The organism is Nocardia sp. NPDC020380, assembly GCF_044386975.1.
Classification (GTDB): domain Bacteria; phylum Actinomycetota; class Actinomycetes; order Mycobacteriales; family Mycobacteriaceae; genus Nocardia.
In genome coordinates, this window is sequence record NZ_JBIRVQ010000005.1 from 503151 (window position 1) to 526413 (window position 23263).

General features: G+C 67.7%; 26 protein-coding genes and 4 tRNA genes. 15 read left to right on the forward strand and 15 right to left on the reverse strand.

Annotation, left to right across the window (positions count from 1 at the left end; genetic code table 11):
- Positions 1-13: 13 nt before the first annotated feature.
- Positions 14-601, reverse strand: coding sequence for a TetR/AcrR family transcriptional regulator (locus ACH438_RS16305; protein WP_397005764.1), 588 nt, complete (start codon positions 599-601; stop codon positions 14-16).
- Positions 602-827: 226 nt separating this feature from the next.
- Here ACH438_RS16305 and ACH438_RS16310 point away from each other — a divergent pair, with 226 nt between their 5' ends.
- Complete coding sequence (locus tag ACH438_RS16310) at positions 828-3158, forward strand: MMPL family transporter (RefSeq protein ID WP_397005766.1); 2331 nt, start codon at positions 828-830, stop codon at positions 3156-3158.
- A gap of 135 nt (positions 3159-3293) precedes the next feature.
- On the opposite strand, the gene ACH438_RS16315 is transcribed toward ACH438_RS16310, so the two are convergent.
- From ACH438_RS16315 to ACH438_RS16325, 3 genes are all read right to left on the reverse strand, one after another.
- A tRNA-Ser gene (locus tag ACH438_RS16315) sits at positions 3294-3381 on the reverse strand.
- Positions 3382-3435: 54 nt separating this feature from the next.
- Positions 3436-3906: a nucleoside deaminase gene (locus ACH438_RS16320; RefSeq protein ID WP_397005768.1), complete on the reverse strand. Its 471-nt coding sequence runs from the start codon at positions 3904-3906 to the stop codon at positions 3436-3438.
- A 2-nt stretch (positions 3907-3908) separates the two neighbouring features.
- The gene (locus tag ACH438_RS16325) at positions 3909-4448 is read right to left on the reverse strand and encodes a tRNA adenosine deaminase-associated protein (protein WP_397005770.1); all 540 of its coding nucleotides are present in this window, start codon (positions 4446-4448) and stop codon (positions 3909-3911) included.
- 58 nt (positions 4449-4506) lie between these two features.
- On the opposite strand from ACH438_RS16325, the gene ACH438_RS16330 reads away from it, so the two are divergent.
- Positions 4507-5454 carry a prephenate dehydrogenase gene (locus ACH438_RS16330; RefSeq protein ID WP_397005771.1) on the forward strand — a complete coding sequence of 316 codons (948 nt, stop codon included), beginning with the start codon at positions 4507-4509 and terminating at the stop codon, positions 5452-5454.
- A gap of 7 nt (positions 5455-5461) precedes the next feature.
- Here ACH438_RS16330 and ACH438_RS16335 read toward each other — a convergent pair whose 3' ends face one another.
- Positions 5462-6064: a putative glycolipid-binding domain-containing protein gene (locus ACH438_RS16335; RefSeq protein WP_397005772.1), complete on the reverse strand. Its 603-nt coding sequence runs from the start codon at positions 6062-6064 to the stop codon at positions 5462-5464.
- Between the two features lie 327 nt (positions 6065-6391).
- Here ACH438_RS16335 and ACH438_RS16340 point away from each other — a divergent pair, with 327 nt between their 5' ends.
- From ACH438_RS16340 to ACH438_RS16355, 4 genes are all read left to right on the forward strand, one after another.
- Positions 6392-7534, forward strand: a complete 1143-nt coding sequence (locus tag ACH438_RS16340) for a DNA cytosine methyltransferase (protein WP_397006045.1) — start codon at positions 6392-6394, stop codon at positions 7532-7534.
- A gap of 85 nt (positions 7535-7619) precedes the next feature.
- A complete protein-coding gene (locus ACH438_RS16345) occupies positions 7620-8036 on the forward strand; it encodes a very short patch repair endonuclease (RefSeq protein WP_397005773.1) in 417 nt (138 codons plus the stop codon).
- 123 nt (positions 8037-8159) lie between these two features.
- A complete protein-coding gene (locus ACH438_RS16350) occupies positions 8160-8894 on the forward strand; it encodes a DUF998 domain-containing protein (RefSeq protein ID WP_397005775.1) in 735 nt (244 codons plus the stop codon).
- Between the two features lie 9 nt (positions 8895-8903).
- Complete coding sequence (locus ACH438_RS16355) at positions 8904-9623, forward strand: maleylpyruvate isomerase family mycothiol-dependent enzyme (RefSeq protein WP_397005777.1); 720 nt, start codon at positions 8904-8906, stop codon at positions 9621-9623.
- A 28-nt stretch (positions 9624-9651) separates the two neighbouring features.
- Here the strand turns inward: ACH438_RS16355 and ACH438_RS16360 are convergent, their stop codons facing one another.
- From ACH438_RS16360 to ACH438_RS16375, 4 genes are all read right to left on the reverse strand, one after another.
- Entirely contained in the window at positions 9652-10380 is a 729-nt protein-coding gene (locus ACH438_RS16360) for a helix-turn-helix domain-containing protein (RefSeq protein ID WP_397005779.1), read from the reverse strand.
- 275 nt (positions 10381-10655) lie between these two features.
- Positions 10656-10728, reverse strand: a tRNA-Arg gene (locus ACH438_RS16365).
- Positions 10729-10765: 37 nt separating this feature from the next.
- Positions 10766-10855: transfer RNA gene (locus ACH438_RS16370), tRNA-Ser, on the reverse strand.
- 108 nt (positions 10856-10963) lie between these two features.
- The gene (locus tag ACH438_RS16375) at positions 10964-11653 is read right to left on the reverse strand and encodes a dienelactone hydrolase family protein (RefSeq protein ID WP_397005781.1); all 690 of its coding nucleotides are present in this window, start codon (positions 11651-11653) and stop codon (positions 10964-10966) included.
- Positions 11654-11792: 139 nt separating this feature from the next.
- Between ACH438_RS16375 and hisC the strand changes: the two genes are divergently transcribed.
- The 3 genes from hisC (at position 11793) to ACH438_RS16390 (ending at position 14582) form a co-directional block, all read left to right on the forward strand.
- Positions 11793-12905 (forward strand): histidinol-phosphate transaminase, encoded by a 1113-nt coding sequence (hisC, locus tag ACH438_RS16380; RefSeq protein WP_397005783.1) that lies wholly within the window; start codon positions 11793-11795, stop codon positions 12903-12905.
- Positions 12906-13031: 126 nt separating this feature from the next.
- On the forward strand, positions 13032-13844 hold the full coding sequence (locus tag ACH438_RS16385; RefSeq protein ID WP_397005785.1) for an alpha/beta fold hydrolase: 813 nt from the start codon (positions 13032-13034) through the stop codon (positions 13842-13844).
- A 117-nt stretch (positions 13845-13961) separates the two neighbouring features.
- A complete protein-coding gene (locus ACH438_RS16390) occupies positions 13962-14582 on the forward strand; it encodes an alpha/beta fold hydrolase (RefSeq protein WP_397005787.1) in 621 nt (206 codons plus the stop codon).
- Here ACH438_RS16390 and ACH438_RS16395 read toward each other — a convergent pair.
- Positions 14553-15320, reverse strand: coding sequence for a helix-turn-helix domain-containing protein (locus tag ACH438_RS16395; protein ID WP_397005789.1), 768 nt, complete (start codon positions 15318-15320; stop codon positions 14553-14555). The genes ACH438_RS16390 and ACH438_RS16395 overlap by 30 nt on opposite strands.
- 211 nt (positions 15321-15531) lie before the next feature.
- Here ACH438_RS16395 and ACH438_RS16400 point away from each other — a divergent pair, with 211 nt between their 5' ends.
- Positions 15532-15933: a hypothetical protein gene (locus ACH438_RS16400; protein WP_397005791.1), complete on the forward strand. Its 402-nt coding sequence runs from the start codon at positions 15532-15534 to the stop codon at positions 15931-15933.
- Here the strand turns inward: ACH438_RS16400 and ACH438_RS16405 are convergent.
- Positions 15891-16235 (reverse strand): helix-turn-helix domain-containing protein, encoded by a 345-nt coding sequence (locus ACH438_RS16405; RefSeq protein ID WP_397005793.1) that lies wholly within the window; start codon positions 16233-16235, stop codon positions 15891-15893. The two genes, ACH438_RS16400 and ACH438_RS16405, sit on opposite strands and share 43 nt — an antisense overlap.
- A gap of 92 nt (positions 16236-16327) precedes the next feature.
- On the opposite strand from ACH438_RS16405, the gene ACH438_RS16410 reads away from it, so the two are divergent.
- The 5 genes from ACH438_RS16410 (at position 16328) to ACH438_RS16430 (ending at position 20698) form a co-directional block, all read left to right on the forward strand.
- Complete coding sequence (locus tag ACH438_RS16410; protein WP_397005795.1) at positions 16328-16561, forward strand: hypothetical protein; 234 nt, start codon at positions 16328-16330, stop codon at positions 16559-16561.
- 24 nt (positions 16562-16585) lie between these two features.
- Positions 16586-17350, forward strand: coding sequence for a hypothetical protein (locus ACH438_RS16415; RefSeq protein ID WP_397005797.1), 765 nt, complete (start codon positions 16586-16588; stop codon positions 17348-17350).
- A complete protein-coding gene (locus ACH438_RS16420; protein WP_397005799.1) occupies positions 17343-18116 on the forward strand; it encodes a hypothetical protein in 774 nt (257 codons plus the stop codon). The genes ACH438_RS16415 and ACH438_RS16420 overlap by 8 nt, the downstream gene beginning before the upstream one ends.
- A gap of 142 nt (positions 18117-18258) precedes the next feature.
- Positions 18259-19143 (forward strand): GH25 family lysozyme, encoded by an 885-nt coding sequence (locus ACH438_RS16425; RefSeq protein WP_397005801.1) that lies wholly within the window; start codon positions 18259-18261, stop codon positions 19141-19143.
- 31 nt (positions 19144-19174) lie between these two features.
- On the forward strand, positions 19175-20698 hold the full coding sequence (locus tag ACH438_RS16430; protein ID WP_397005803.1) for a S10 family peptidase: 1524 nt from the start codon (positions 19175-19177) through the stop codon (positions 20696-20698).
- 78 nt (positions 20699-20776) lie between these two features.
- Here the strand turns inward: ACH438_RS16430 and ACH438_RS16435 are convergent, their stop codons facing one another.
- From ACH438_RS16435 to ACH438_RS16450, 4 genes are all read right to left on the reverse strand, one after another.
- Positions 20777-21148, reverse strand: a complete 372-nt coding sequence (locus tag ACH438_RS16435; RefSeq protein WP_397005805.1) for a hypothetical protein — start codon at positions 21146-21148, stop codon at positions 20777-20779.
- Between the two features lie 159 nt (positions 21149-21307).
- Positions 21308-21392, reverse strand: a tRNA-Ser gene (locus ACH438_RS16440).
- Positions 21393-21459: 67 nt separating this feature from the next.
- Positions 21460-21894: a MarR family winged helix-turn-helix transcriptional regulator gene (locus ACH438_RS16445; RefSeq protein ID WP_397006047.1), complete on the reverse strand. Its 435-nt coding sequence runs from the start codon at positions 21892-21894 to the stop codon at positions 21460-21462.
- Between the two features lie 180 nt (positions 21895-22074).
- Positions 22075-23250: an alpha-hydroxy-acid oxidizing protein gene (locus ACH438_RS16450; protein WP_397005807.1), complete on the reverse strand. Its 1176-nt coding sequence runs from the start codon at positions 23248-23250 to the stop codon at positions 22075-22077.
- Positions 23251-23263: the final 13 nt, after the last annotated feature.

Here is a 23263-nt window from a genome sequence, read left to right on the forward strand (position 1 = left end):
GCGAAGAGAAAGGTTATCGCGCCACATTCAGCACGCCGAGCGCGGCGGTCAGGAGCACGTCCTGGATCTCCGGCTCCGAGGCGTTCGGCACTATCTCCTGGGACATGAGCGCGGTGCTCAGCACCTCCATGGCGGAGGCCGCGCGCAGCAGCGTGGCATCGTCGGCGTCGGGGCCGGCGACCCAGCGGCACATGCGGCGATGCAGTTCTATCAGGTCCGGGTAGCGATTGCCGAGGGCGTTCACGATGGCGACGGTGTCGCGCATGCACAGCACGCCGGTGCGGCGGTTGCGCAGCATGGAATCGACCTGTGCGGTCAGTACTTCGCGCACGCTCTGCGGGGAATGCGGCCTGGTGTCCAGGCTTTCGACCAAGGCGCGCAGATCCTCGAACATCGGCTCGATGATGGCGATCAGCAGATCGACCTTCGAGGCGTAGTGATAGTAGAGGGAGGCTTTTGTGATTCCCACCGCATCGGCGACCTCGCGCAGGCTGGTCTGTTCGAATCCCTTGCTCGAAAATAACTGGATCGCGGCCTCACGAATCGCGTCCTTGGTGCTCCTACCTGCGACAACGGTTCCGGATCCGGCTCGGGCACTCATTGACTCATCCTCTCACCACCGCTCCGAAAGCGATGAACACCACTTAGAGTCGAGGTTGTTCCTCCGCTTATTCGCTCGGTAGTCTACCTACCGCACGGTAGGCAGATTATTCGTGGAGGCGGGGAGCGTGCAGTGGCTCCCGCGGCAGTGCTGCCTTCGTGCCCGCAGTTCTCAGCACCCGAAAGTGCTTGCACACCAGCAGAATCCATCGCCAGGAGAACCCCTCGTGTCCGTATACCTCTACCGGTGGGGAAAGTTCGCCTTCCGCCGAAAATGGCTCGTCATCGGAGCGTGGATCGCCGCGCTCATCGTCATCGGCGGCGTCGGCGGCTCCCTCGCCAAACCGTTCCAGGACAGCTTCACCATGCCCGGCCTGCCTTCCCAGAAGGCGACCGACATTCTGGACAAGCACTTCCCGGGCAGCTCCAAGGACTTCGACCCGAACGCGGTCACCGGCACCTATGTGATCGCCGCACCCACGGGCCAGAAGCTCACCGATCCCGCCAACGCGGCTGCGCTGCAAGCCTTCGTCGACAAGCTGAACGGCCTCGACATTCTGGACAAGTCGATCCCGGCGCAGAACCCGATCGACCTCACCAAGCAGATCAGCCAGAAGACCGGAGTCGACTGCCTCGGCACCGACCGCTCCGCACCCAACTTCTCCAGCGTGTGCAGCAGCGTGCCGCTCAATGTGCTGAACAAGACCGACCCCGACTCGGTCGCCACCATCAAGGCCAAGTACGACATCGCCAAGTTCGCCGACATCACCAAGACGGACCGCGACAAGGCCTACGGCGTGGGCGCCGACGCCCGCCAGGCCGGACTGCAGGTGGAACTCACCGGGTCCATCGCGCAGGATCCGGGCGGGTCATCGGGTAGCTCCGAATTGATCGGTATCGCCGTCGCACTGGTCGTCATGGTGATCGCGTTCGGTGCCATCGTGGCCGCCTTCGTGCCGATCCTCACCGCCATCATCGGTGTCGGTACCGCCATCTCGATCATCATGTGGGGCACGCACTGGCTGACCGTGCCGACCTTCACGCCGATTCTGGCGTCCATGATCGGCTTGGCGTTGTCCATCGACTACGCCATGTTCATCGTGTCCCGGTACAAACACGAGCTGGCCGTGTCCAAGAACCCGGAGGAGGCCGCGGGCACCGCGGTCGGCACCGCCGGCTCCGCGGTCATCTTCGCCGGTCTCACCGTGATCATCGCGCTGGCGGGCCTCAGCTTCGTCGGCGTCGGATTCCTCACCTACATGGGCGTTTTCGGCGCCGTCTCGGCCGCGTTCGCGGTGCTGGTGGCGGTCACCCTGATGCCCGCGCTGATGGGCGCGTTCGGCCGCTTCTTATTCAAGCCGAAGCTGCCGCTGGTCGCCCAGCACAATCCGGAGGACGAGCATTCCGTCACCAACGGCATGCGGTTCGCCCGATTCATCGGCAAGGCACCGGCTTTGACGCTGGCCGTCTCGGTGGTGCTGCTCGGCCTGCTGGCCGCACCCGCGCTGAGCATGCAGCTGGGCCTGCCCGGCGGCGACTCGATGCCGAAGGACACCACCATCCGCAAGGCGTACGACCTGCAGACCGCCGGCTTCGGCGAGGGCGCCAACGGCACCCTCATGATCGCCGTCGATCTGTCCAAGACGCCGGAGAACCAGCGCGACGAGGCCGTCAAGGCGTTGCAGGACAAACTGCGCACCTACGACGGCATGGACTACCTGACCTTCCCGCAGCGCAGCCAGGACCAGGAAGCCGCCCTGTTCATGGGCGTCCCCAAGGAGGGTCCGAACGCGCAGCAGACCAAGGATCTGGTCAAGCACGCCCGGGACGCGGAATCACAGTTCCAGGACCGCTACGGCATGCAGTACGGAATCACCGGCACCACGGCCATTTACGCGGACGTGTCCGCGGCGCTGCTCAATAAGATCGCGCCCTACCTGGCGATCGTGGCGGGCGCGGCCTTCCTGCTGCTGGTCCTGGTGTTCCGCTCGATCCTGGTCCCGCTGACCGCCGCACTGGGCTTCCTGCTCTCCATGGCGGCCACCTTCGGCGCGACGGTGCTCATCTTCCAGGAGGGCCACCTCAACCTGGTGGAACCACATCCGCTGGTGAGCTTCCTGCCGATCATGTTGATCGGCTTGGTATTCGGTCTGGCGATGGACTACCAGGTGTTCCTGGTGACGCGCATGCGCGAGGAATACGTGCACGGCAAGTCCGCCAAGGAGGCCATGATCTCCGGCTACCACCACGGCGCCCGCGTCGTGACCTCGGCGGCCGTCATCATGATCTCGGTCTTCTCCGCCTTCATGCTGGAACCGAACGTGGTGGCCAAGTCCATGGGCTTCGCCATGGCGGCCGGCGTCTTCTTCGACGCCTTCATCGTCCGCATGGTCCTCATCCCCTCCCTGCTGGCCCTGCTCGGCCCGGCAGCGTGGTGGATGCCCAAGTGGCTGGACCGCATCCTCCCCGACATCGACGTCGAGGGCGCGAAACTGGCCGCCCTGAAGGAATCCGCCACCCCACCGGCGGAGGACAAGGAACCGGTCCCCGTCGGCTGACCCCGGCACCCTGAAACCCGTTCGGCCCCCGACCGTTTCCCGGTCGGGGGCCGAACCCTTTTCCGCCCCAACCACATTGAACGGCCCGGAAAACGAAGCAGCCCCGCACCGGAATCGGTGCGGGGCTGCTTGCAGCGGTGGCGGAGGGATTTGAACCCTCGGAGGGGGGTTACCCCTCACACGCTTTCGAGGCGTGCTCCTTAGGCCGCTCGGACACGCCACCGGTGGTGACTTTACCGGACGACCCCGCCGATACCGAAATCGGCTGGAAAGAGCGCTACGGGCGCTGGGATTTGAAGAAATCGTCCAGCAAAGCGGCGCATTCCGATTCGAGGACGCCGCCGCGGACCTGCGGGCGGTGATTGAGACGTCGGTCACGGACCACATCCCAGAGGGAGCCGACGGCGCCGGTTTTCGGCTCCCAGGCGCCGAAGACCAATTTGCCGATACGGGACAGGACCAGGGCGCCCGCGCACATGGTGCAGGGTTCGAGAGTCACCGCGAGGGTCGCGTGCTCGAGCCGCCAGCCATCGCCGAGCACCCGCGCGGCCGCGCGCAGGGCGAGGACCTCGGCGTGCGCGGTCGGATCGCCGAGGGCCTCACGGGCATTGGCGGCGCGGGCCAGTTCGCGACCGGAGCTGTCGAAGACGACCGCGCCGACCGGGACGTCGCGAGGATCCGCCGAGGCCGCCGCATCGATGGCCGCGCGGATCATCGCCTCATCGGTGGAGACCGAATCGGACGGCACGGTCAGCGCGGGAGCTTGTCCAGGACGGCCGAGAACTCGTTGGCGAAGCCCAGGCGCTGGGCGATCATGCCGAGCTGCTCGTCCGGGTAGAGATCGGTCTCGGCGAGGATGACGCTGAGCACCGGTTCGGGGAGGCCCAGGTCGGACAGGACACCGAGGTCACCCTCCTCCCAGGGCTCGACATCGTCGAGTTCGTCCGGATCGATGTCCGGGATCTCGACGTTCAGCTGCTCCAGCACATCGGCCGCGATGTCGTAGTCGATGGCGGCCGTGGCATCCGAGAGCAGCATGCGGCTGCCGGTCGGGGCCGGGCGCAGGATGATGAAGAACTCGTCGTCGACATCGAGCAGGCCGAAGACCGCGCCGGAACTTCGCAGGGCGCGGAGCTCCTGCTCGGCCGCGGTGAGACTGTGCAGTGCGGCCTCACTCAGAGGCGTCACTTTCCAGTTGGCTTCTTCGCGGACAACCGCCACTGCGAACCCTTCTACGTCGTCGTAGTCGTCCGACGCCGCCCTGTTCGTGCTCGAGCGCTGTGCTGCCATGGCCGCAACGGTAGTCCGCTTCGGGGTAAATGTTGAAGTCGTATGCGAATCTGGTGGTATGACGGGCGATCCGAAACCTGCTGTCTGTGTCCTCGGTACCGGATTGATCGGGGGTTCCGTGCTGCGCGCCGCGGTCGACGCCGGGTATGAGGCGTGGGGTTACAACCGATCCGAAACCGGTGCGAAGGCCGCGCGCGCCGACGGATTCGACGTGGTCAGCGACGTAGCGGCGGTACTCGGCCGGGCCGCCGAGCGGGATGCCCTGATCGTGATCGGCGTGCCCGTGCCCGCCCTCGCCGGCGTGCTCTCGGATGTGAAGACCTTCGCCCCCGGCTGCGCGCTCACCGACGTGGTGAGCGTGAAGGCCCCGGTCGCCGCCGCCGTGCACCGGCACGAGCTCGGCGCCCGCTTCGTGGGCGGGCATCCCATGGCCGGCACCAGCGAATCCGGTTGGGCCGCATCCACTCCCGGCCTGTTCAAGGACGCCGCCTGGGCAGTGAGCGTGGATCCCGGTGTGCACGCCCAAACCTGGGAACGGGTCGCCCGCCTGGCGCTCGACTGCGGCGCAGTCGTGGTGCCCGTGCTCTCCGAAGAGCACGACCGCGCCGTAGCCCGCATCTCGCACCTGCCGCACGTGCTGGCCGAGGCCCTCGCCATGCAGGGCTCGAACGGCGGCGCACTCGCCCTCGGCCTGGCCGCCGGCTCCTTCCGCGACGGCACCCGGGTCGCCGCCACCGCCCCCGAATTGGTGCGCGCCTTCTGCGAACCCAACGCCACCGCCCTCGCCGAAGTCCTCGACGACACCCTCCGAGTCCTGCAAGCGGCCCGCGACACCTTGCGCGCCTCCGCCGACCTGACCGACCTCACCGAAGCCGGCCACTCCGCCCGCATCGACTTCGACGACAACCAGCGCCGGCCCATCACCGATATCCGCCCCGGCGACCACGATTGGCACACCCGACTCGCCGAAGCCGGCCGCCAGGGCGGCGTCATCGAATCCCTTTGATACCGAGCTAGATGCGTTCGGCCAGGCCTGGGTAGTCGAGGAGGAAGCCGTCGGCGTCGACGGTGACGGTGGCGGAGGAGACCGGGGAGAGGACGTGGATGCCGTCGGGGCCGCTGCTGTAGGTGAGGGAGGCTTCCTGGACGAGGAGGTCGGGGAGGCGGACGTAGACGACGGGGACCTGGACGTCCTCGCTGGCGTGGGCCAGGCCGTAGCGGCGGATGGGGAGGGTGTTGAAGAACGGGCTGAGGACCACGTCCACGTCGAGTGCGCCGCCGAAGGTGGAGCGGACGTGGGTGTTGCCGGCGTCGATGAGCCAGTAGTTCTCTTCGTCGCGGGCCACGGAGGCGTGCCGTTCACCGCTGGCGAGGGTGCTGCGCAGGGATAGCCGCCGCGTCACCCCGTTCTCGTCGGTGACCAGGTCGTAGGAGGCGCTGAAGGCGGGGTGGTCCTCGCATTCGCCGGCGATGATGCGGCCCGCGGCGCGAATCCGATTGCCGCCGAGCACCACCCGGACGGACTCCATGCGCGAGCCGTTGTGCGCCCGCCAGGTCAATATCGACGGCCATTTGGGCGTCGGTGGCTTCGGTTCCTCGCTCCCGCTATCCGTCACGCCTATAACCGTACGTGCACGGGTACGTGCACCCGCGCACGCGCGGCGGAGGATGCCGGCTCATGCACCACTTGTCTTGGTCACGGGCTTTCCACCGCGATCAACTGCGCTCCGATCGACGGCGCTCTTCGCAGCCGACGCGGCTGACATATGTCTCGGGACGCGGCCTTTGTCCTGAGTACCGGGGTGCTGCCCGGTAATAGCCACCGCCTCTCGGGCGCGCCCGGCTACGGGTGTTGATCACGGTGTGTCTCAGCGAACTCGAGTAACGTGCTCTCCGGCAGGGGGACTCCGGTGAAAGGGACTGTTGTTGTGACGGGCGCGCGGATGGTCGGCCTGTTCGCCGGCATCGGCGGGCTGGAGCTGGGGCTCTCGGCGCACGGCTGGCGCAGTGACCTGCTGTGCGAGATCGACGCGGGGGCGCAGGCGGTGCTGGGCGCGCATTTCCCGGATGTGCCATTGCATTCCGATGTGACCAAACTGCGGTCGCTACCCGCCGGCACGGAATTGGTAGCGGCCGGTTTCCCGTGCCAGGACCTGTCCCAGGCCGGGCGCACGGCCGGAATCACCGGGCCGCGTTCGGGTTTGGTGGACGAGGTGTTCCGGCTGGTGCGCCGCAAACGCGGACCGCGCTGGCTGCTGATCGAAAACGTGCCCTTCATGCTGCAACTGGGCGGCGGCGCGGCCATGCGGCACATCACCGCGGCGCTCGAGGAGCTCGGGTACCTGTGGGCCTACCGGGTCGTCGATGCGCGAGCATTCGGCCTGCCGCAACGCCGCGAGCGGGTGCTGATGCTGGCGTCGCGCACCGAGGATCCGCGCCCGGTGCTGTTCGGCGCGGATGCGGGCCCGCGCGAGGTCGGTGATCCCGCGCACGATCCGTGCGGCTTCTATTGGACGGAAGGCAATCGCGGCCTGGGCTGGGCGGTGAACGCGATCCCCACCCTGAAGGGTGGTTCGGCGCTGGGCATCGCGAGTCCGCCCGCGGTGCGGCTGCCGTCCGGCGAGCTCGTCACCCCGGGCATCACCGACGGTGAACGCCTGCAGGGCTTCGACCGTGATTGGACCGCTCCCGCCTTGACGGTTCCCGGTGTGCGCCACGGCCATCGGTGGAAGCTGGCGGGCAATGCGGTGAGTGTCCGCATGGCCGAGTGGATCGGTTCACGCCTGGCCGATCCCGCCGATGATCCCTTCCCCGAAGGCGAACCGCATACGCGGCGCAGCTGGCCCGCGGCGGCCTGGGGCCGGGACGGGGTGGTGTATCGAATGCCGGTGTCCACCTGGCCCGTTCACGCCCCGTACGAGGATCTGCGCTGGTTCCTGGATGATCCGCGGCTGCTGTCGGCGCGCGCCACGGCCGGGTTCCTGCGTCGCACCCGGATGGGCAGTCTGCGTTTCCCGGCCGGGTTCCTCGACGATGTCGAATCGCATCTCGAGCGCATGGGCGGCGCCCCCCGCGAGGCTGCCTGATATCGCGCCGGGTCGTCCTTGCCGGTGCTCACGGCGGTGACGATGATGGCCTCGTGACGACGCGGTGGCAGGGCGGGGTGCGGTGGTGAGCGCACGGCCGGGGACCGATGCGGCGACGAGTGCGCGCATGGCGAAGCAGCGGCGGGTGGGGACGAAACCGGAACTGGAGCTGCGGCGGGAATTGCATCGCAGGGGTGCGAGGTTCTTCGTCGATAGGGCGCCCCTGCCGGGTTTGCGCAGGCGCGCCGACATCGTGTTCCCGCGGCGGAAGGTGGCGGTCTATGTGGACGGGTGTTTCTGGCACAGCTGTCCGGACCATGCGACACACCCGAAGAACAATGCCGAGTGGTGGGCGGCGAAGCTGGCCGGGAATGTGGCGCGGGATCGGGATACCGATCTGCGGTTGACCGAGGCCGGGTGGACGGTGGTGCGGGTGTGGGAGCACGAGGGTGTGGCCACGGCGGCGGACTCGGTTCTGCACGCCCTGGCCGGAGCGGTGTGACGGGCGGGTAAACGCGATGCGCGACAATGAACAGGGATAGCCGGACCGACCAGTCCGGAGCAAGTACTGCGGGCAAGGCAGTCGATAGCGAGTGAGGGCAGGCCACCGAAAGCGAGCACGTCGATGATCCCAACCGAACAGGAGCATCAGGAACCGGCCACGGACCACGGCGTCCGGCAGTCACGATGGCGGCGATTCCTCCGGTGGATCATCGCGATCCTCATCGCATTCGCCGGATTCGGCTATTCGTCGTGGGTGCTGGAGTTCATCCTCCCGATCAAGAGCGATCCGACCAATACCTTCCTGAGCCAGCTGGCGGAGAAGGGCGCGCCGTTCCGATGGGTTTTCACCACGGGTGACACGGTCTCGGGGTCGCTGCTCGTGGTCGCGGGTCTGGGTGGACTGCTGTTGTTCTCGCGGCGGCTCTACTCCTCGATCGGCTGGATCGCGCTGGTCTGCTTCGGCGGCGCCACCATCTGGGATGCGCAGGCGCCACTGCAGGCGGCGGATCCGACCGCCCCGAAGCGGTATGTGGATACCGGTCTTTTTCCCCAGTTGCATCAGTTGCACGCGCTGACCAGCAGTCTCGCGGTGTTCTCCATCTATGCCGCCATGGTGGCGTTCAGTGTGGCGGCGTTCAAGTACCGGCGCTGGCCGATTCTGCGGCATACCGGGCTGTGGATTCTGATCGTCGGTTCGGTGGTGACGGCGTGGATGCTGATCGCGGACAATCTGCCCGGTAATTACGGCCTCGGCATCGCCCAGCGCATCCAGGTGGGCGCCATGTCGCTGTGGCTGGTGGTGCTGGCGGTGCAAATCGTTGTCGCTGAACGCGATTCCGGGCAGCACCCTGGGTAGGGTCGGATTGTGACCAGCGACGCACCGGAACTCACCGCGCTCTCCGATCAGCTCGACACCATCGCCGCCGCGACCGGCCGCCTGCTCGCCGCCGTCGGCGAGCTGACCGATGCCGATCTGGTGGAGCCCTCGCTGCTGCCGGGCTGGACCCGCGGCCATGTGCTGGCCCATCTGTCCCGCAATGCGGACAGTCTGGTGAATCTGCTGCTGTGGGCGCGCACCGGCATCGAAACCCCGCAGTACGCAAGCCAGTTCCTGCGGGAGGCCGATATCGAGGCGGGTGCGCCGCGGCCGCTGCGAGAGCAGCTGGAGGATCTCACCGCGGCGTCGGAGCGCTGGCTGGCGCTGGCGCGGGCCATGCCCGGGGAGCAGTGGTCGGCGATCGTGCGCAATCGCAAGGGCGGGGAGATGCCGGCCACGCGGGTGTTGTGGATGCGGTTGCTGGAGGTGGAGATCCACCACGTGGATCTGGACATCGGTTACACGCCGGCGCAGTGGTCGCCCGATTTCGTGGCGCGGCTGCTCCCCCAGTCGGTGGCGGAGCTCGACGCCACGGTCACGGGACCCGGTCGCACGATCACCGCGACCGACACCGGCTATACGGGCACGCTCGGCACTCCGGTCTCGACCGTCTCGGGTCCGGCCTGCGCGTTGACCGCCTGGCTCATCGGCCGCTCCCCCGGTACCGATCTGACCGGCGACCTGCCCGAGCTCGCCGCCTGGAAGTAGCGCCGATTCGCCTGTAGCGCGGGCGAATCTACAGTTCGCGCACCGGGACGAGGCGGTAGGTGACCCAGGGGCTGTGCGGCAGATGCGGTTTGTCGATCTTGATGCGCAGATTCCGGATCTCCCCCGTGCCCGGCGTGCGGATCCGCAGCACCGGCTGCAGGGTCGTGGCCGCGGGCGGGTCCGTTCTGTAGATGCGCTCGAAGTCGGGATGCGACCGGCAGCGCTCGATGATTCCGTCGATGATGTGCTGCGGCACCGAGATCGGCCCCATCATGCGCAGCCCGTAGGTGAACCCGTGCGTGATCAACTCCCAGTCCACGAGCACGTCCGCGGCGGTCGGTTCGGTGAACAGGTAGTCGAACATGTTCGACGTCCCCTTCGGCCCCGGAAAGGCTTCGCCCCAAGCGGCATTGGCGCCCAGCACCTCCCCCTCGGGTAAGGCGATGTAGGCCGCCGGATACGGCAGATCCTCGAGATCGGCGAGCGCATCGGCATCCGGCCGCCCCGAGACCTGTCCCAGGATCCGGTCCAGCGCACCGGGATACAGCGCCGCCACCACTCGCTCCCGATAGATGTACGGCACCATGAGCGCGTCGAACAGCGCCCCCGCGAATTCGAGCCCCGGCGTCAGCGTCCCCGCCTCCACCTTCTCGATCGCGGATTTCGACCATCCGGTCTTCCCCGCCAGCTGCGCCTGTGTCATCCCGAGCGTGTCGCGCCGCGACCGCACGAACACCGCCAGCTGACTCCTACCCATCCACTACCACCTCACCTTGTCGTCCACACCACACCGCTCCGAGGCCGGAGTCTCACCCCTGGTGCGACCCAACCGCATTGACTTTCTCATGCCCCGAAAAGAGGCTTGACCGAGTGCTGGAACCTGCACGCCCGGCTACCCGCGGGGCGCTCCCGCCGGGTGGTTGGTGCGACGGAGGGGAGCGCACCAACCACCGTCCCACCATCACCGGATCGGAATCGCTTGCCGGGCAATGCAAAACGGTCCCGCACCTAGTGGTGCGGGACCGTTTGTTGCGCGCCCGGAGAGACTCGAACTCCCAACCTTCTGATCCGTAGTCAGATGCTCTATCCGTTGAGCTACGGGCGCAAGCTTGTTCAGTTGTTTCGGCCCGGCGTACCGGGCTTGGCGGAGGCGAGAGGATTTGAACCTCCGGTCCCCGTGAAGGGACAACTCATTAGCAGTGAGTCCCATTCGGCCGCTCTGGCACGCCTCCTGGAGCCTTCTTCCGAGGGCCCGGTCCTTTCGAACCGCCGGGACGAAAGATTACACAGCGGCTGACCAAGACGCCAAATCGGCTGGTCAGCGGGGGTGCAAGTGACCTCTAGCGGAGGTGGCTGTCGAACCATTCGAAGATGCGGGTCTGGGCGTCCAGGACGAAGGCGTCGTCGAGCGCGGTGGGGTCGAAGCCGGGGTGGTCGGGGCGATGGTGCAGGCCGGGGTAGCTGACCACGAGGGTGGCCACGTCGGCGCCGGCCGCGGCGTCGCGGAGGCGGTCGACCTGGTCGGGCGGGGTGAGCGGATCGTCGGCGCCGTAGAGGCCGAGCCAGGGTGATTGCAGGGCGGGGACGGCGGCGGTCAGGGCGAGCGCTTGCGGGGTCAGCGGGGTGTCGATGCCGGGGGCGGCGACGGAGACGACGGCGCCGAGGCGGCGGTTGGTGGCCACGAGGACGGCGGCGGTGCCGGCCGAGTCGAAGCCGAGGACGCCGATGCAGTCGCGGAAGACGCCGTGCCGGATGAGCCATTCGGAGCAGGCGTCGAAGTCCGCGAAGAGGTCCTCGCCGAAGACGCGTTCGGGGCCGGTGCCGTTGGCTCGGTGGAAGAGGTCGGGGGCGAGGACGGTCCAGCCGTCGGCGGCGAGCGAGTGCATGAGTTCCAGCAATTGCTCGGTGAATTCGCGTGATTCGTGCAACACCACGATGCCGCCGCGAGTGTGCCCCTCGGGTTCGAGGACGATCAGCGGGACCGCAGACGTGTCGTGCACAGGTGCCAACTCTCGAAAAATGCCCGACATGAAACCAGCGTAGTTGTGCTAGGTAAATTCGTGATAAATCTTTCCAGAACCCCGAAACGATGGATATTTTCCGACACGGTTCCGGGTCCAGCTAACCGCCGGACAGCTTTCCGGCCAAAATTCATCCCACCACCGGGACATGACGCGCGGTCCGCGACATAGGGTGGAGGGTGTGAGCCCGCACATTCGACCGGACCTCGATGCCATCCCCGCGTACGTCGCCGGCCGCACCAACCCAGGTGCCGTGAAACTAGCCAGCAACGAGACCACCTTCCCGCCGCTACCGTCGGTGGCGAAGGCCATCTCCGAGGCGGTGGAGCTGTCCAACCGGTACCCGGACAACAGCGCGACCGAATTACGCACCGCCATCGCGCAATTCCACGGTGTCGCGCTGGAGAACGTGGCGGCCGGCTGCGGCAGTGTGGCGCTGTGCCAGGAACTGGTGCAGATCACCTGCGGCCTGCCCACCGACGAGGTGGTGTTCGCGTGGCGCTCGTTCGAGGCGTACCCGATCGTGACGCGGGTGGCCGGGGCCAAGGCGGTATTGGTGCCGCTGAACGAGGATTACGCGCACGACCTGGACGCGCTGGCCGCCGCGGTGACGCCGAATACCCGGGTGGTGTTCGTGTGCAACCCGAACAATCCGACGGGCACCGCGCACGGCCGCGCCGCCGTCGAACGTTTCCTCGACGCCATCCCCGCGAATGTGCTGGTGGTGCTGGACGAGGCCTACTTCGAGTACCTGCGTCTGCCCGCCGAGGACCGGATCGACGGTGTCGAGCTGGGCCGGAATCGCCCGAATGTGCTGGTGCTGCGCACGTTTTCGAAGGCGTACGGCCTGGCGGGCCTGCGCGTCGGCTACGCGGTCGGCGACCCGAAGGTCATCGAGGCGCTCATGAAGGTGCACATCCCGTTCAGCGTGAACCGGGTGGCGCAGGCGGCGGCCATCGCCTCGCTGGAGGCCCGGCACGAGCTGCTGGAGCGCACGGATGCGACTGTGGCCGAACGCAATCGGATGCGAGACGCACTGGTCGAGGCCGGCTACCGGATCCCCGACAGTCACGCCAACTTCCTGTGGTTGCCGCTCGGCGAGCGCAGCGCCGAATACGGTGCGGCGAGCGAGGCGGCGGGCGTGGTGATCCGGCCCTACGGCACGGACGGTGTCCGCATCACCGCCGGCGATCCGCACGAGAACGATCGCTTCCTGGCCTTCGCCACCGATCCGGCGACGGTCGCGCGCTTCCTGGGGTAGTCGCGAATTCCGGTGCGCTGTCCGGTTTCCCACGCCCGATGCTGACTGGAACACGTTCCTGTTATCGTCGGGTGCGCCGCGGAAACCCGCAGGCACGACCGGAAACCTGCGCGAGGGGCCGCTGCCATGCCGTTTGTGACCACCGATGACGGTGCGAAGATCCACTATCTCGACACCGGCGGCGACGGCCCCGCCGTGCTGCTCATGCACGGGATCTTCATGGACGCCGACATGTGGGCGCCGCAGCAGCGATCGCTCGCGCCGGACTATCGCGTGATCGCCGTCGACTCGCGCGGGCATGGCCTGACCGAGGATCCGGGCGTGCCGTACGACTACTGGCGGCTGGCGCAGGATGCCTGGCAGGTCGCGGACCGCCTCGGCCTCGACCGCATCGTCACCGGGGGCCTGTTGCAGGGCGGCTGGACCGGACTGCGCATGGCCCTGCAGCAGCCGGACCGGGTGCGCGGCCTGATCCTGGTCGGTTCCCGCGCCGATGCCTACGACGGCTTCGAACGCCCGGTGTTCGAGCGGGTCGTCATGGACAGCTGGATTCTCGGCGACGAGCCGCTCGAACCCCTCGCCAAGCTCATCGCGGTGCAGCAGATCGGCGGCGATGTCGAACGGCATCAACAGTTCTGGGTGGACAAGTGGCTGGCCGGGGATCGCCGGCGGCCGCTGCTGGCCGGGCGTGCGCTCATCGATCGGGAGGGCATCGAGGACCGGCTCGGCGAGATCGCCGCGCCCGCGCTGCTGATGCACGGCATCGGCGATCCGGTGCAGACCCGCGAGAAGACCGAGGCGATGGCCGGGCTGATGGGCGGGCCGGCCCGGGTGGAGACGATCGACGCGTTCGCCGCCGCGCACTCGGTGACGTGGACGCATCCCGAACTCACCGATCCGCTGATCCGCGATTTCCTTGCGGGGCTGCCGAACTCGTAGCCGGCGCCCGCATTCCGCACCCTCTTGGACGCGCGCCCATCAAGATCGATACGGCGGGCACCCACTCCGGTTAGCCTGTCGGGGCAGCGATCTCGACGACAGCGGAGGGATGTGTACATGCCGTATGTGACCACCGAGGATGCCACCATTCACTACCTCGATACGGGTGGTGACGGTCCCGCCGTGATGCTGCACCACGGTTTCTTCATGGATGGCCACATGTTCGACGACATCGCGGCGCAGTTGGCCCCGGATTATCGTGTGATCGCGATGGACGCCCGCGGGCACGGGCTGACCACCGATGCCGGAAACCCGTACACCTATTGGGATCTGGCGTGGGACGCCTGGGCGGTGCTCGACGAGCTCGGCATCGATCGGGTGGTGTCGGGCGGGCTGTCGCAGGGCGGGTTCATCGCGATGCGGATGGCGCTGCAGTACCCGTCGCGGGTGACGCGGCTGGCGCTGATGTCGAGTGCGGCGACGCCGTTCACCGTCGAGCAGCGGGAGGCGTGGATCCGGAAATGGCATGCGCACGACCGGGATCGGCTGGAACTCGCCACCTGGGCCCTGCTCGATCACGAGGACCTCACGCCGCTGCTCGACCAGATCGCCCAGCCCGCCATCGTCATCTACGGCAATGGCGAGCAGTCGTTCTCGCTCACCACCGTGCAGGAGCTGGCCGACGGGCTGGGCGGCCCGGCCCGGCTGCTACGCGATTTCCTGGTAGCCCCGTCCTGATCTCGCGGCCTGCTCACGCACGACGCCGAGGGTGAGCAGACCACCGGCGGTGACCGGGATGAGCGTCTCCTCGAGGTGGATCAGCTGCTCGCTGCGCGGCACCCAGATGCGGCGCCGGGCGCAGGGGCGGTGGATGTAGACCACCTCCGATTCCCAGGCGCGCCGGAATTCGTGCACCGTCTCCACGGATTTGATGACGCCGGCGGTGGCGGTGCGGACGTGCGGGTCGGTCGCGGTGTGCCGCAGCATGCCGGCGACGGCGTCGGCTTCGCGATGCCAGTCGCGCAGTACCAGCCGGGCGCGCGGATCGCGGAACACCCAGAGCGGCAGGTTCTCCGCCTCGGCCAGTCCGGGGAACAGCCGGCGGTAGGTGTCGTTGGCCTGGTCGACGCGCCAGTTGTACAGCCAGGCCGCCGGGGACGGTTCGAAGGCGGCCAGCACGCGGCCGACGAGTCCGGCGGCGGTGACGCCGAGACCGGTGGGCGCGTCGGATTTGCCGGCGAGGGCGCGCAGGTGCACACGCTCATGGGTGTTGTCGCACAAGGCCTGTGCGAGTGCGGTGAGGGCGCGGTCGCCGATGCTGACCGGTGCGTCCTGCTCGATCTTGCGAATGGTGCCGAGGCCCAGGTGCGCTTCGATGGCGAGCTGCCGTTGGGTCCACCCCCGGCGGATGCGTAGTCGCCTCACGAACGCGGCCAGGGTGGGCAATTCGAGTGCCATCCCTTCCACTTCCTGCATTGTCGGCTCCTTTGCGCATGCTGCGGTTTAACTACCCCTTACCGGGGGTACCCTGCGCGCCGCTACCCCCTATTTTGGGCGACTTCCAGATCTTGCCTGTGCCCGAGATGCATTGACAGGATGAAAGTCCTGGTTATGACCAGCTCGTGCACTGGGGGCGCGAGGCCGCTCCGCCCTCGATCAATCGATTGCGGGACAGGGGTATTCGATAATGTGGAACGCACCGCTCGAGGTGCCGGCGTTGCGGGTGACGCTGGAAGAGCTTGCCGGGCTGGGAATTTCACTGCTCCGCGGAATCCTGGGGCCGATCGAGTACGTGCTGACGCGTGAGGGCTGGATGGCCAAGTTCGGCCGGATCGATGTGTTGCTCGAGGGCGTGGTCGAGGCGATGCCGTGCTGGAACGCCACCGCCGAGGACATCAAGATCCTCGCCGGTGCGGCGGTGCACGCGGTGTGGAATCCGCCGTCCGACGAGGAGGGCTGCTGGATGTTCGCCGAGGACCGCTGGTCGTGCTGGTTGTGGCGGCCCGCGACGCCGCCCGGCATTGCCTGCCCGGGCCGGCGGCAGGGTTATGCGCCGTCGGCGGGCCAGTCGGGGCCCGCGGTGCGGTAGATCTTCACGTAGTCGACCGGTTCGGGCATCTGTTCCGGGTGGTTGCGTTCCAGGCTGCGCGCGTGCTCGATCGCCAGCCGCATGAGCTCGTCGGGTTCGGCGCCGAGCGCGACCGAAATGGCGTGGAACTGCTCCAGATCCATCGCCTTGCGGAGTCCGAGCAGGGACGACACCGTGGCCTTCGGGATGCCGGTCGCCCGGCTCAGTCCGGCCTGGTTGATGTCGCGTCGTCCCATCAGTGCGCGGATCTCGGCCGCGACCGCCTCGGTGAGCCATCCCGTTGTCCGTGCGCCTGTGGCCATGCGTCCACTCTAGTTTCCATATGGAGACTCGCCAAGACATTACCCGCCCCAGCCGGGTTGTGAGTGTCTCCGTTTGGAGTTATCGTCTCCATATGGAGATATTGCGGTCCTGGCCCCACCAGGTAGCCACCCGCGTCCGATCCCTCATCGCCGCCTCCGGGCACACCGAGGAACGAGTCGGCAGCGACGCCGGAATCACCGACGCCACCATGAGCGGCCGGCTCGACGGACACACCCCCTTCACGCTCGGCGAGCTGGAACGCATCGCCGCCACCCTCGAGATCTCACCCGCCCGCTTCTTCGAACCCAAGGAGACGAGCCGATGACCACCGACCCGAAAGCAGTGCCACATGGCGCGTGAATACGCCCGCAACCCCCTCTGGATCTGGGATGACGCGGCATACACCGAACTCACCCCCGCCGCACAGCATCTCGACTACGTGCTGCGGCACGGCCCCGGCGTCTCGTATTGCGGGCGCGTGGACTGGCGGCCGGCGCGGCTGCTGCCACGCGCCCGCGGCTGGACCCTGGACGCGGTCGAAGCGGCCGCCGCCGAATACGCGGCCGCCGGCTTCGGCCTGTTCGACGCCGAGACCGAAGAAGCCCTGCTGTGCAAGCACATTCGCTGGGACGAACTGCTGCGCAATCCGAAAATGGCTGTCGCGCTGGTGCATGCCTACCACGCCGTGGCGTCCCGGCAGCTGCGCGCGGCCGTCCTCGCCGAGATCGAGCTGCTGCACCGGGAATTCCCCGAGTACTCGTCGTGGACGCACCCCATGTCCGCGGCCAAACTCGCACAGCTGCTGCCCGTTCCGGTCCCGATCACCGACGGGATGACCGATCGGATCGGTGATCCGGATCGGTTCGCATCCCCTGACACCCGGCACCCGATACCCGGCACCGCTCGCCGCGGGTTCGATGCCCATCGGGCGCACGCGATCTCGCGCTGCGGCCTCTGCGACGAGCACGGCTATCAGGGCACGCAGGTCTGCGACCACGATGCCGGCACCGCCGAACGGGCGCGCCGCGGGATCGCCGCGGTGCGTGCCGCCATGGTCCGGCGCCCGGGCGCGACCGGACCCGACTTCCGTACCGAGGAGCACCTTCATGTCTGAGATCAGCGGCGGACCGGTTCCGGTCGGGAGCCTGGTCGTCGAGCTGCGCGATATCCACGGCTGGCTCGTCGCCGAGCTCGACAATGTCCTCACCCGCCGGACCCGTTACGGCGCCAGGGGTTCGAGCCGGCGACGCGGCCCGGCCGCCACCCCGCTCCCCTACGACCCGACGGCCGGCGATATCGCCACCGATCTGCACGGCACGCTGCGCGCCTGGACCGTCCACGTCTGCACGCAGCGGGACGTGCCGTGGCCCGGCGAGCTGCGCGCGGACGGTTACGCCCGCTGGCTCGAACGGCATCTCGCCGACCTCGCCTGCTGTCCGGACGCGGACGAGGCCGTCGACGAGATCCGGGACGCGCACGGACGGGCGTTCCGGGCGGTCGACCGCCCACGCGCGCTCGCCTATCAGGGTCCGTGCCCGCGCTGCGGCGGCGATCTGCGCGCCGCGCGCGAGGATCTCCGGATCACCTGTCGCGGCTGCGGGACCGTGACGGTCAAGGCCGACAATGACGCTCGCATCCAGGCCGAGCTCGAGACCCGCGACTACACCGCCGGGCAGCTCGCCCATATCGTCCGGGATCGGCTCGGCCTCACCGTGAAACCGAAGACCATCCACGACATGGCCTACCGGAAGACGGATCCGATCCCGGTCCGGGGCCGGACCCGCGATCGGCAGAACCTCTACAACGCCGGTGACGTCCTGCACGACCTGAGAAAGCGGCACGGGAAAATGGGGGTGGCGCACCGAAAGAATGTCGGATAGGCTTGCGCCACAACGTGATTCATCGAATCGCAACTCAACCCGGTCCCCTTTCGCGGATCGGGTTTTTTCATGCCCGCACCCCCTCGAGGCGAAGCGCCGGGCGAAATCGCACATCCCACGACCTTCTCGCAAGGGAGGACGTATGACGCTGTACGGAATCGATATCTCCAACAACAACAGCCCGGCCCTGAATCTGAATCAGGTTGCCCAGGAAGGGTTTTCCTGGGTCGAGGCGAAGGTCTCGGAGGGCAACTACTTCCAGGACACCACCTGGCCCGGCTACCTGAGCGCCGCGCAGGCCGCCGGCCTGCCGATCATCGGCTACCACTACGCCATTTCCTCCTGCACCCCGGCGTCGCAGGTGCAGACCTTCGTCGGGAACGGCGGCGGCGCCCAGGTGATGATCGACTTCGAGGCGAATTCCGGAACCATCACGGACTACTGGAATCTCGTCGACGCCTTCAACTCGGCGGGCGTCGGCGTCGCCCTCACCTATCTGCCGAACTGGTACTGGCAGCAGATCGGCCGGCCGGACCTGTCTCAGGTCCCCGGCCTCGTCGCCTCCGACTATCCGGTCAGCGGCAGCGGCTATGCCAGTGACCTCTACGGCAGCGCCGGCGGTGACGCCGGTCCCGGCTGGGCGGCGTACGGCAATGGCGCGCCGCAGATCTGGCAGTTCACCAACAGCGCTGCCGTCGCAGGCGAATCCGTGGATGCCGACGCCTTCCGCGGCACCGCCGGGCAGCTCACCGATCTCCTGACCGGAAGGACCGATATGCAACTCTCCGACACCCTCACCGATGCCTACGGCAATCCGCTCACCGTCGCGGATGCCTTCAAGTGGATCTCCTACCACGCCGATCTGGTCGTGGACGGCCTGGGCGGCATCGGGTCCCGGCAGAACCTGCCGCCGAACCAGAAGAACACCGGCCACCCGTGCCTGGCCGGCCATGACGTCGTCACGGCACTCGCCGCGATCGGCCAGAAGCTCGGCCTCGCCGGATTCGATCCGGCACAGCCCGAGTAGGCACTCTCCCCCGAAAGAAAGAAGAGACAGCATGACCATCGATTCGATCGCCGGCCCGCAGGCCCCCGCCGACGGCGGCGCCGATCAGCCGTTCGACGATACCGTCGCGTACGGCATGGGTCCCGACGACAATGTCACGGACGCAACGGAAAACGCGGCCGTCACGCATCACACCATCACCGTCAACGGCAGCGAGATCGCCTACACGGCGACCGCGGGACATCTGGTCACCGTCGACCCGAGCAGTTCGCAGCCGAACGCGAAGATGTTCTACGTCGCGTTCACCCAGGACGGCCAGCAGACCGATCGCCCGGTCACCTTCGTCTACAACGGCGGTCCCGGTTCCTCCGCGGTGTTCACCCTGCTGGGTTCGTTCGCGCCGCGCCGGATCAAGACCAAGATGCCCGACTTCACGCCGCCCGCACCGTATTCCATGGAGGACAACCCGGACAGCCTGATCGACAAGACCGATCTGGTCTTCGTCAATCCGGTCGGCACGGGCTACTCGGCCGCCATCGCGCCGCACAAGAACCGCGAGTTCTGGGGCACCGATCAGGACGCCGAATCGGTCAAGGACTTCATCAAGCGGTACCTGACCAAGTACGGCCGCTGGAACTCGCCGAAGTTCCTGTTCGGCGAATCGTATGGCACCGCACGCAGTTGCGTGCTCGCCTACGCGCTGCACGAGGACGGCATCGACCTGAACGGCATCACGCTGCAGTCGTCGATCCTGGACTACCGGACCTCCGGCAATGCGGCCGGGCTGCTGCCGACCGCGGCCGCCGACGCCTGGTACCACAACCGGCTCGGGATCACCCCGCCGCCGGCCGATCTGCCCTCGTTCGCGAAGGAGGTCGAGCAGTTCGCGGACGGCGACTACGGGGTCGCGCTGAAGGCGTTCCCGGAGGCCGATCCGGCGGTGGTCGACGAGCTCGCCGCCTACACCGGCATCGACAAGGCCGTGCTGCGGTCCTGGAGTCTCGCCATCGGGCAGCCGTTCCTGACGACGCTGCTGGTCGAGCAGGGCCTGGCGCTCGGCGCCTACGACGGCCGCGTGACCGCCATCGACACCGGCATCTCGGCGACCGTCAGCTCCAACTCCGGCGGCAACGATCCGACGATGGCCGCGGTCTCCGGCGTCTACACCACCATGTGGAACTGGTACCTCAACGAACAGCTGAAGTACACCTCGACCTCGGCGTTCACCGACCTGAACAACCAGGCCTTCCTCAACTGGGACTTCACCCACACCGACCCGACCGGCACCAAGCAGGGCCCCGCCTCCCTGTACACCGCCGGCGACCTGGCCGCCGTCATGGCGGCCAATGTGGACCTGAAGGTGTTGTCCGCCAACGGCTACTTCGACTACGTCACCCCGTTCCACCAGACGGTCCTGGACCTCCAGGCCATGCCCCTGGTGGATCCGACCGTCCGCCAGAATATTTCGATCCGCTTCTACCCCTCGGGTCACATGATCTACCTGGACGGTGACTCCCGGACCGCCCTGAAGCACGACCTCGCGGAAATGTACGACGCCGCCACCACCGCCCGATAGGGGCACGCCCCCGAATACGAATGCGCCACGCCGGGAACACTTCCCGGCGTGGCGCATTTTCCGTGCTCTCGGCGAGAGCTACGGGTTCATCGTGAGGATCCAGGAACCGGCGCAGCCGCGGTCGGTGGAGTCCGAGGCGTCGTAGACCCAGGCATCGGACACGTCCGGCTTGGTCTGCACATCCCAGTTGCCGCTGGGCGAGGTGATCGCGTTGTTGGATTCGTCGGACAGCACGGTGGCGTCCTCGTCCGGCGCGTAGTCCCAGTACCCGGATTCGGTGGGGTAGTTGAGCGTCAGATGGACGTTCTTGCCGGTGTGGTTCTGGACCACCAGGCACGAGCCCGGATGGTCGGTATTGCCGGACGAATCGCCCGCGTGGGCGGTGCCCGCCACGGCGACAGTGAGCATGAGGGCAGCGGCGGGCGCCGCGGCGATCGAAATGATCCTCATCGTTTGAGAAATCCTCCCCGGATAACTTCTGCGGCAGAGTAATTCACCGCGAAGCCACCATACGGGGCAGGTCGGACATACCGGACGCAGTGGTGCCCGAGATCCTTACGGGGCCGGATCAGTGCCGGCCGGAAACCGGCACTGATCAGCACATAAAAGCGGAAGCGGAGGGATTTGAACCCCCGGTTGCTCTCGCAACGCTCGCTTTCAAGGCGAGTGCATTCGGCCGCTCTGCCACGCTTCCAGGCGCTTGATGGTAACCGATCGGGGTGGGTGCTCGCTTCGGAGATGCCGGGTGCGGGCGGGGGTGGTCAGTCCTGGGCGGGGGGTGGCGGGACCGCGGCTCGGTGGTCGGCGGCCTGGTCCACCAGATCCAGGGCGGTGGCCACGGCGGCCAGTTGCTGGGGGGTGAGGAGGTCCACGAAGAAGCGGCGGACGGCGGCCACGTGGCCGGGGGCGGCGGCGCGGAGGCGGCGCATGCCCTCGTCGGTGAGCTGGGCGAGGACGCCGCGGCCGTCATCCTCGGCGGCCATGCGGCGGACCATGCGCTGGGCTTCCATGCGGCGGATCTGGTGGGTGAGGCGGCTGCGGGAGGAGAGGACGCCGTCGGCGAGGTCGCTCATGCGGAGGGCCCGGCCGGGGGCCTCGGAGAGTTTCACCAGGATGCGGTAGTCGGCGAAGGAGAGATCGCTGTCGCGCTGGAGTTGCCGATTGAGGTCGGCCATGAGCCGCTGGCTGCCGTTCATGTACGCGCGCCAGGCTCGTTGCTGCTCAGGAGTGAGCCACCTCGGTTCGGCCGCCACGCGCCCCCCGGATTCGACAGCCACGGGCTCGATTCTATCCACAGTGACGTTGGAGTACCCGGTGCAGCTGTACATATGCGTCAGCGATATGACTCGAATGCGTCAGCAATACAGACATATTGGTCAACGATGCGAGGAGAGCATGGTGCGGGACAGATCATGCAACGCCATACAGCCCGAAAGACCCATGGCCGCATCGAAATCCGCGAGCAGGGCGCGCAGGGCGTGCCGGGCGCCGTCCGCACCCGCCAGACCGAGGCCGTAGGCCCAGGGCCGGCCGTACAGCACCGCCTTGGCGCCCAGCGCGAGCGCGATCATGACATCCGACCCGGCGCGAATACCGGAGTCGAACAACACCTCCGCGCGATCACCGACGGTGGCGACGATTGTCGGCAGCGCGTCCAGGGCCGCGACCGCGCCGTCCACCTGCCGGCCGCCGTGATTACTGACGATGACCGCGTCCGCGCCCGCGTCCACCACCTGCCGGGCGTCATCGGGATGCAGCACGCCCTTCACCGCGATCGGCAGTTCGGTCCAGTCCCGCAGGCGGGCGATATCGGCCGGGCGCAGACCGTGATTCCCGAACAATCCGATCCAGGTGAGAACGGCGGCCTGCATGGCCTCCGGGCTCTCCTCCGGATCGGCGGCCAGCTTGGCGCGGAACACCGGATCGGACAGATAGTTGGCAATTCCCTTGCCCTGCAGGAACGGCAGATGTCCCAGGGCCAGATCGCGGGGCCGCCAGCCCATGGCCGGCGTATCGACGGTGACCACAATGGCGCTCGCACCGGACTTTTCGGCACGCTCGACGAAGGAACGCGCCAATTCCTTGTCATTGGGCCAATACAACTGATGCCACCAGGCGCCGGCGCGCGCACCCACCTCCTCGATGGTGGTGGAGGCGGCGGTGGACAGCACCATGCCGATGCCGAGTTCGCGGGTCACCTCGGCGATGACGGCCTCACCGTGCTCGTGCAGCAGGCCGAGGACCCCGATCGGGGCGGTGAGAATCGGTGCGGCGAGCCGGGTTCCGAGGATTTCGATGGACAGATCGCGGGCGCCGGGGGCGCTCGAACCGCGCAGCATGCGCGGGAGCAGCCGGTATTTGTCGAAGGCGGTGAGATTGGCGTGCGCGGTGCGTTCGGCGGAGGCGCTGCCGGCCACGTAGGCGAAGGCCGCCGGGTCGAGGACTTCCCGAGCCCGCTCTTCCAGGCCCGCCGCGGTCATGGGTAGCGAGGGGACGATGCCCGCGAGGCCGGAGAGGTAGATCTCGTTCTGGAAATCGACGAAACTGCTCATGCCCGGAACGCTA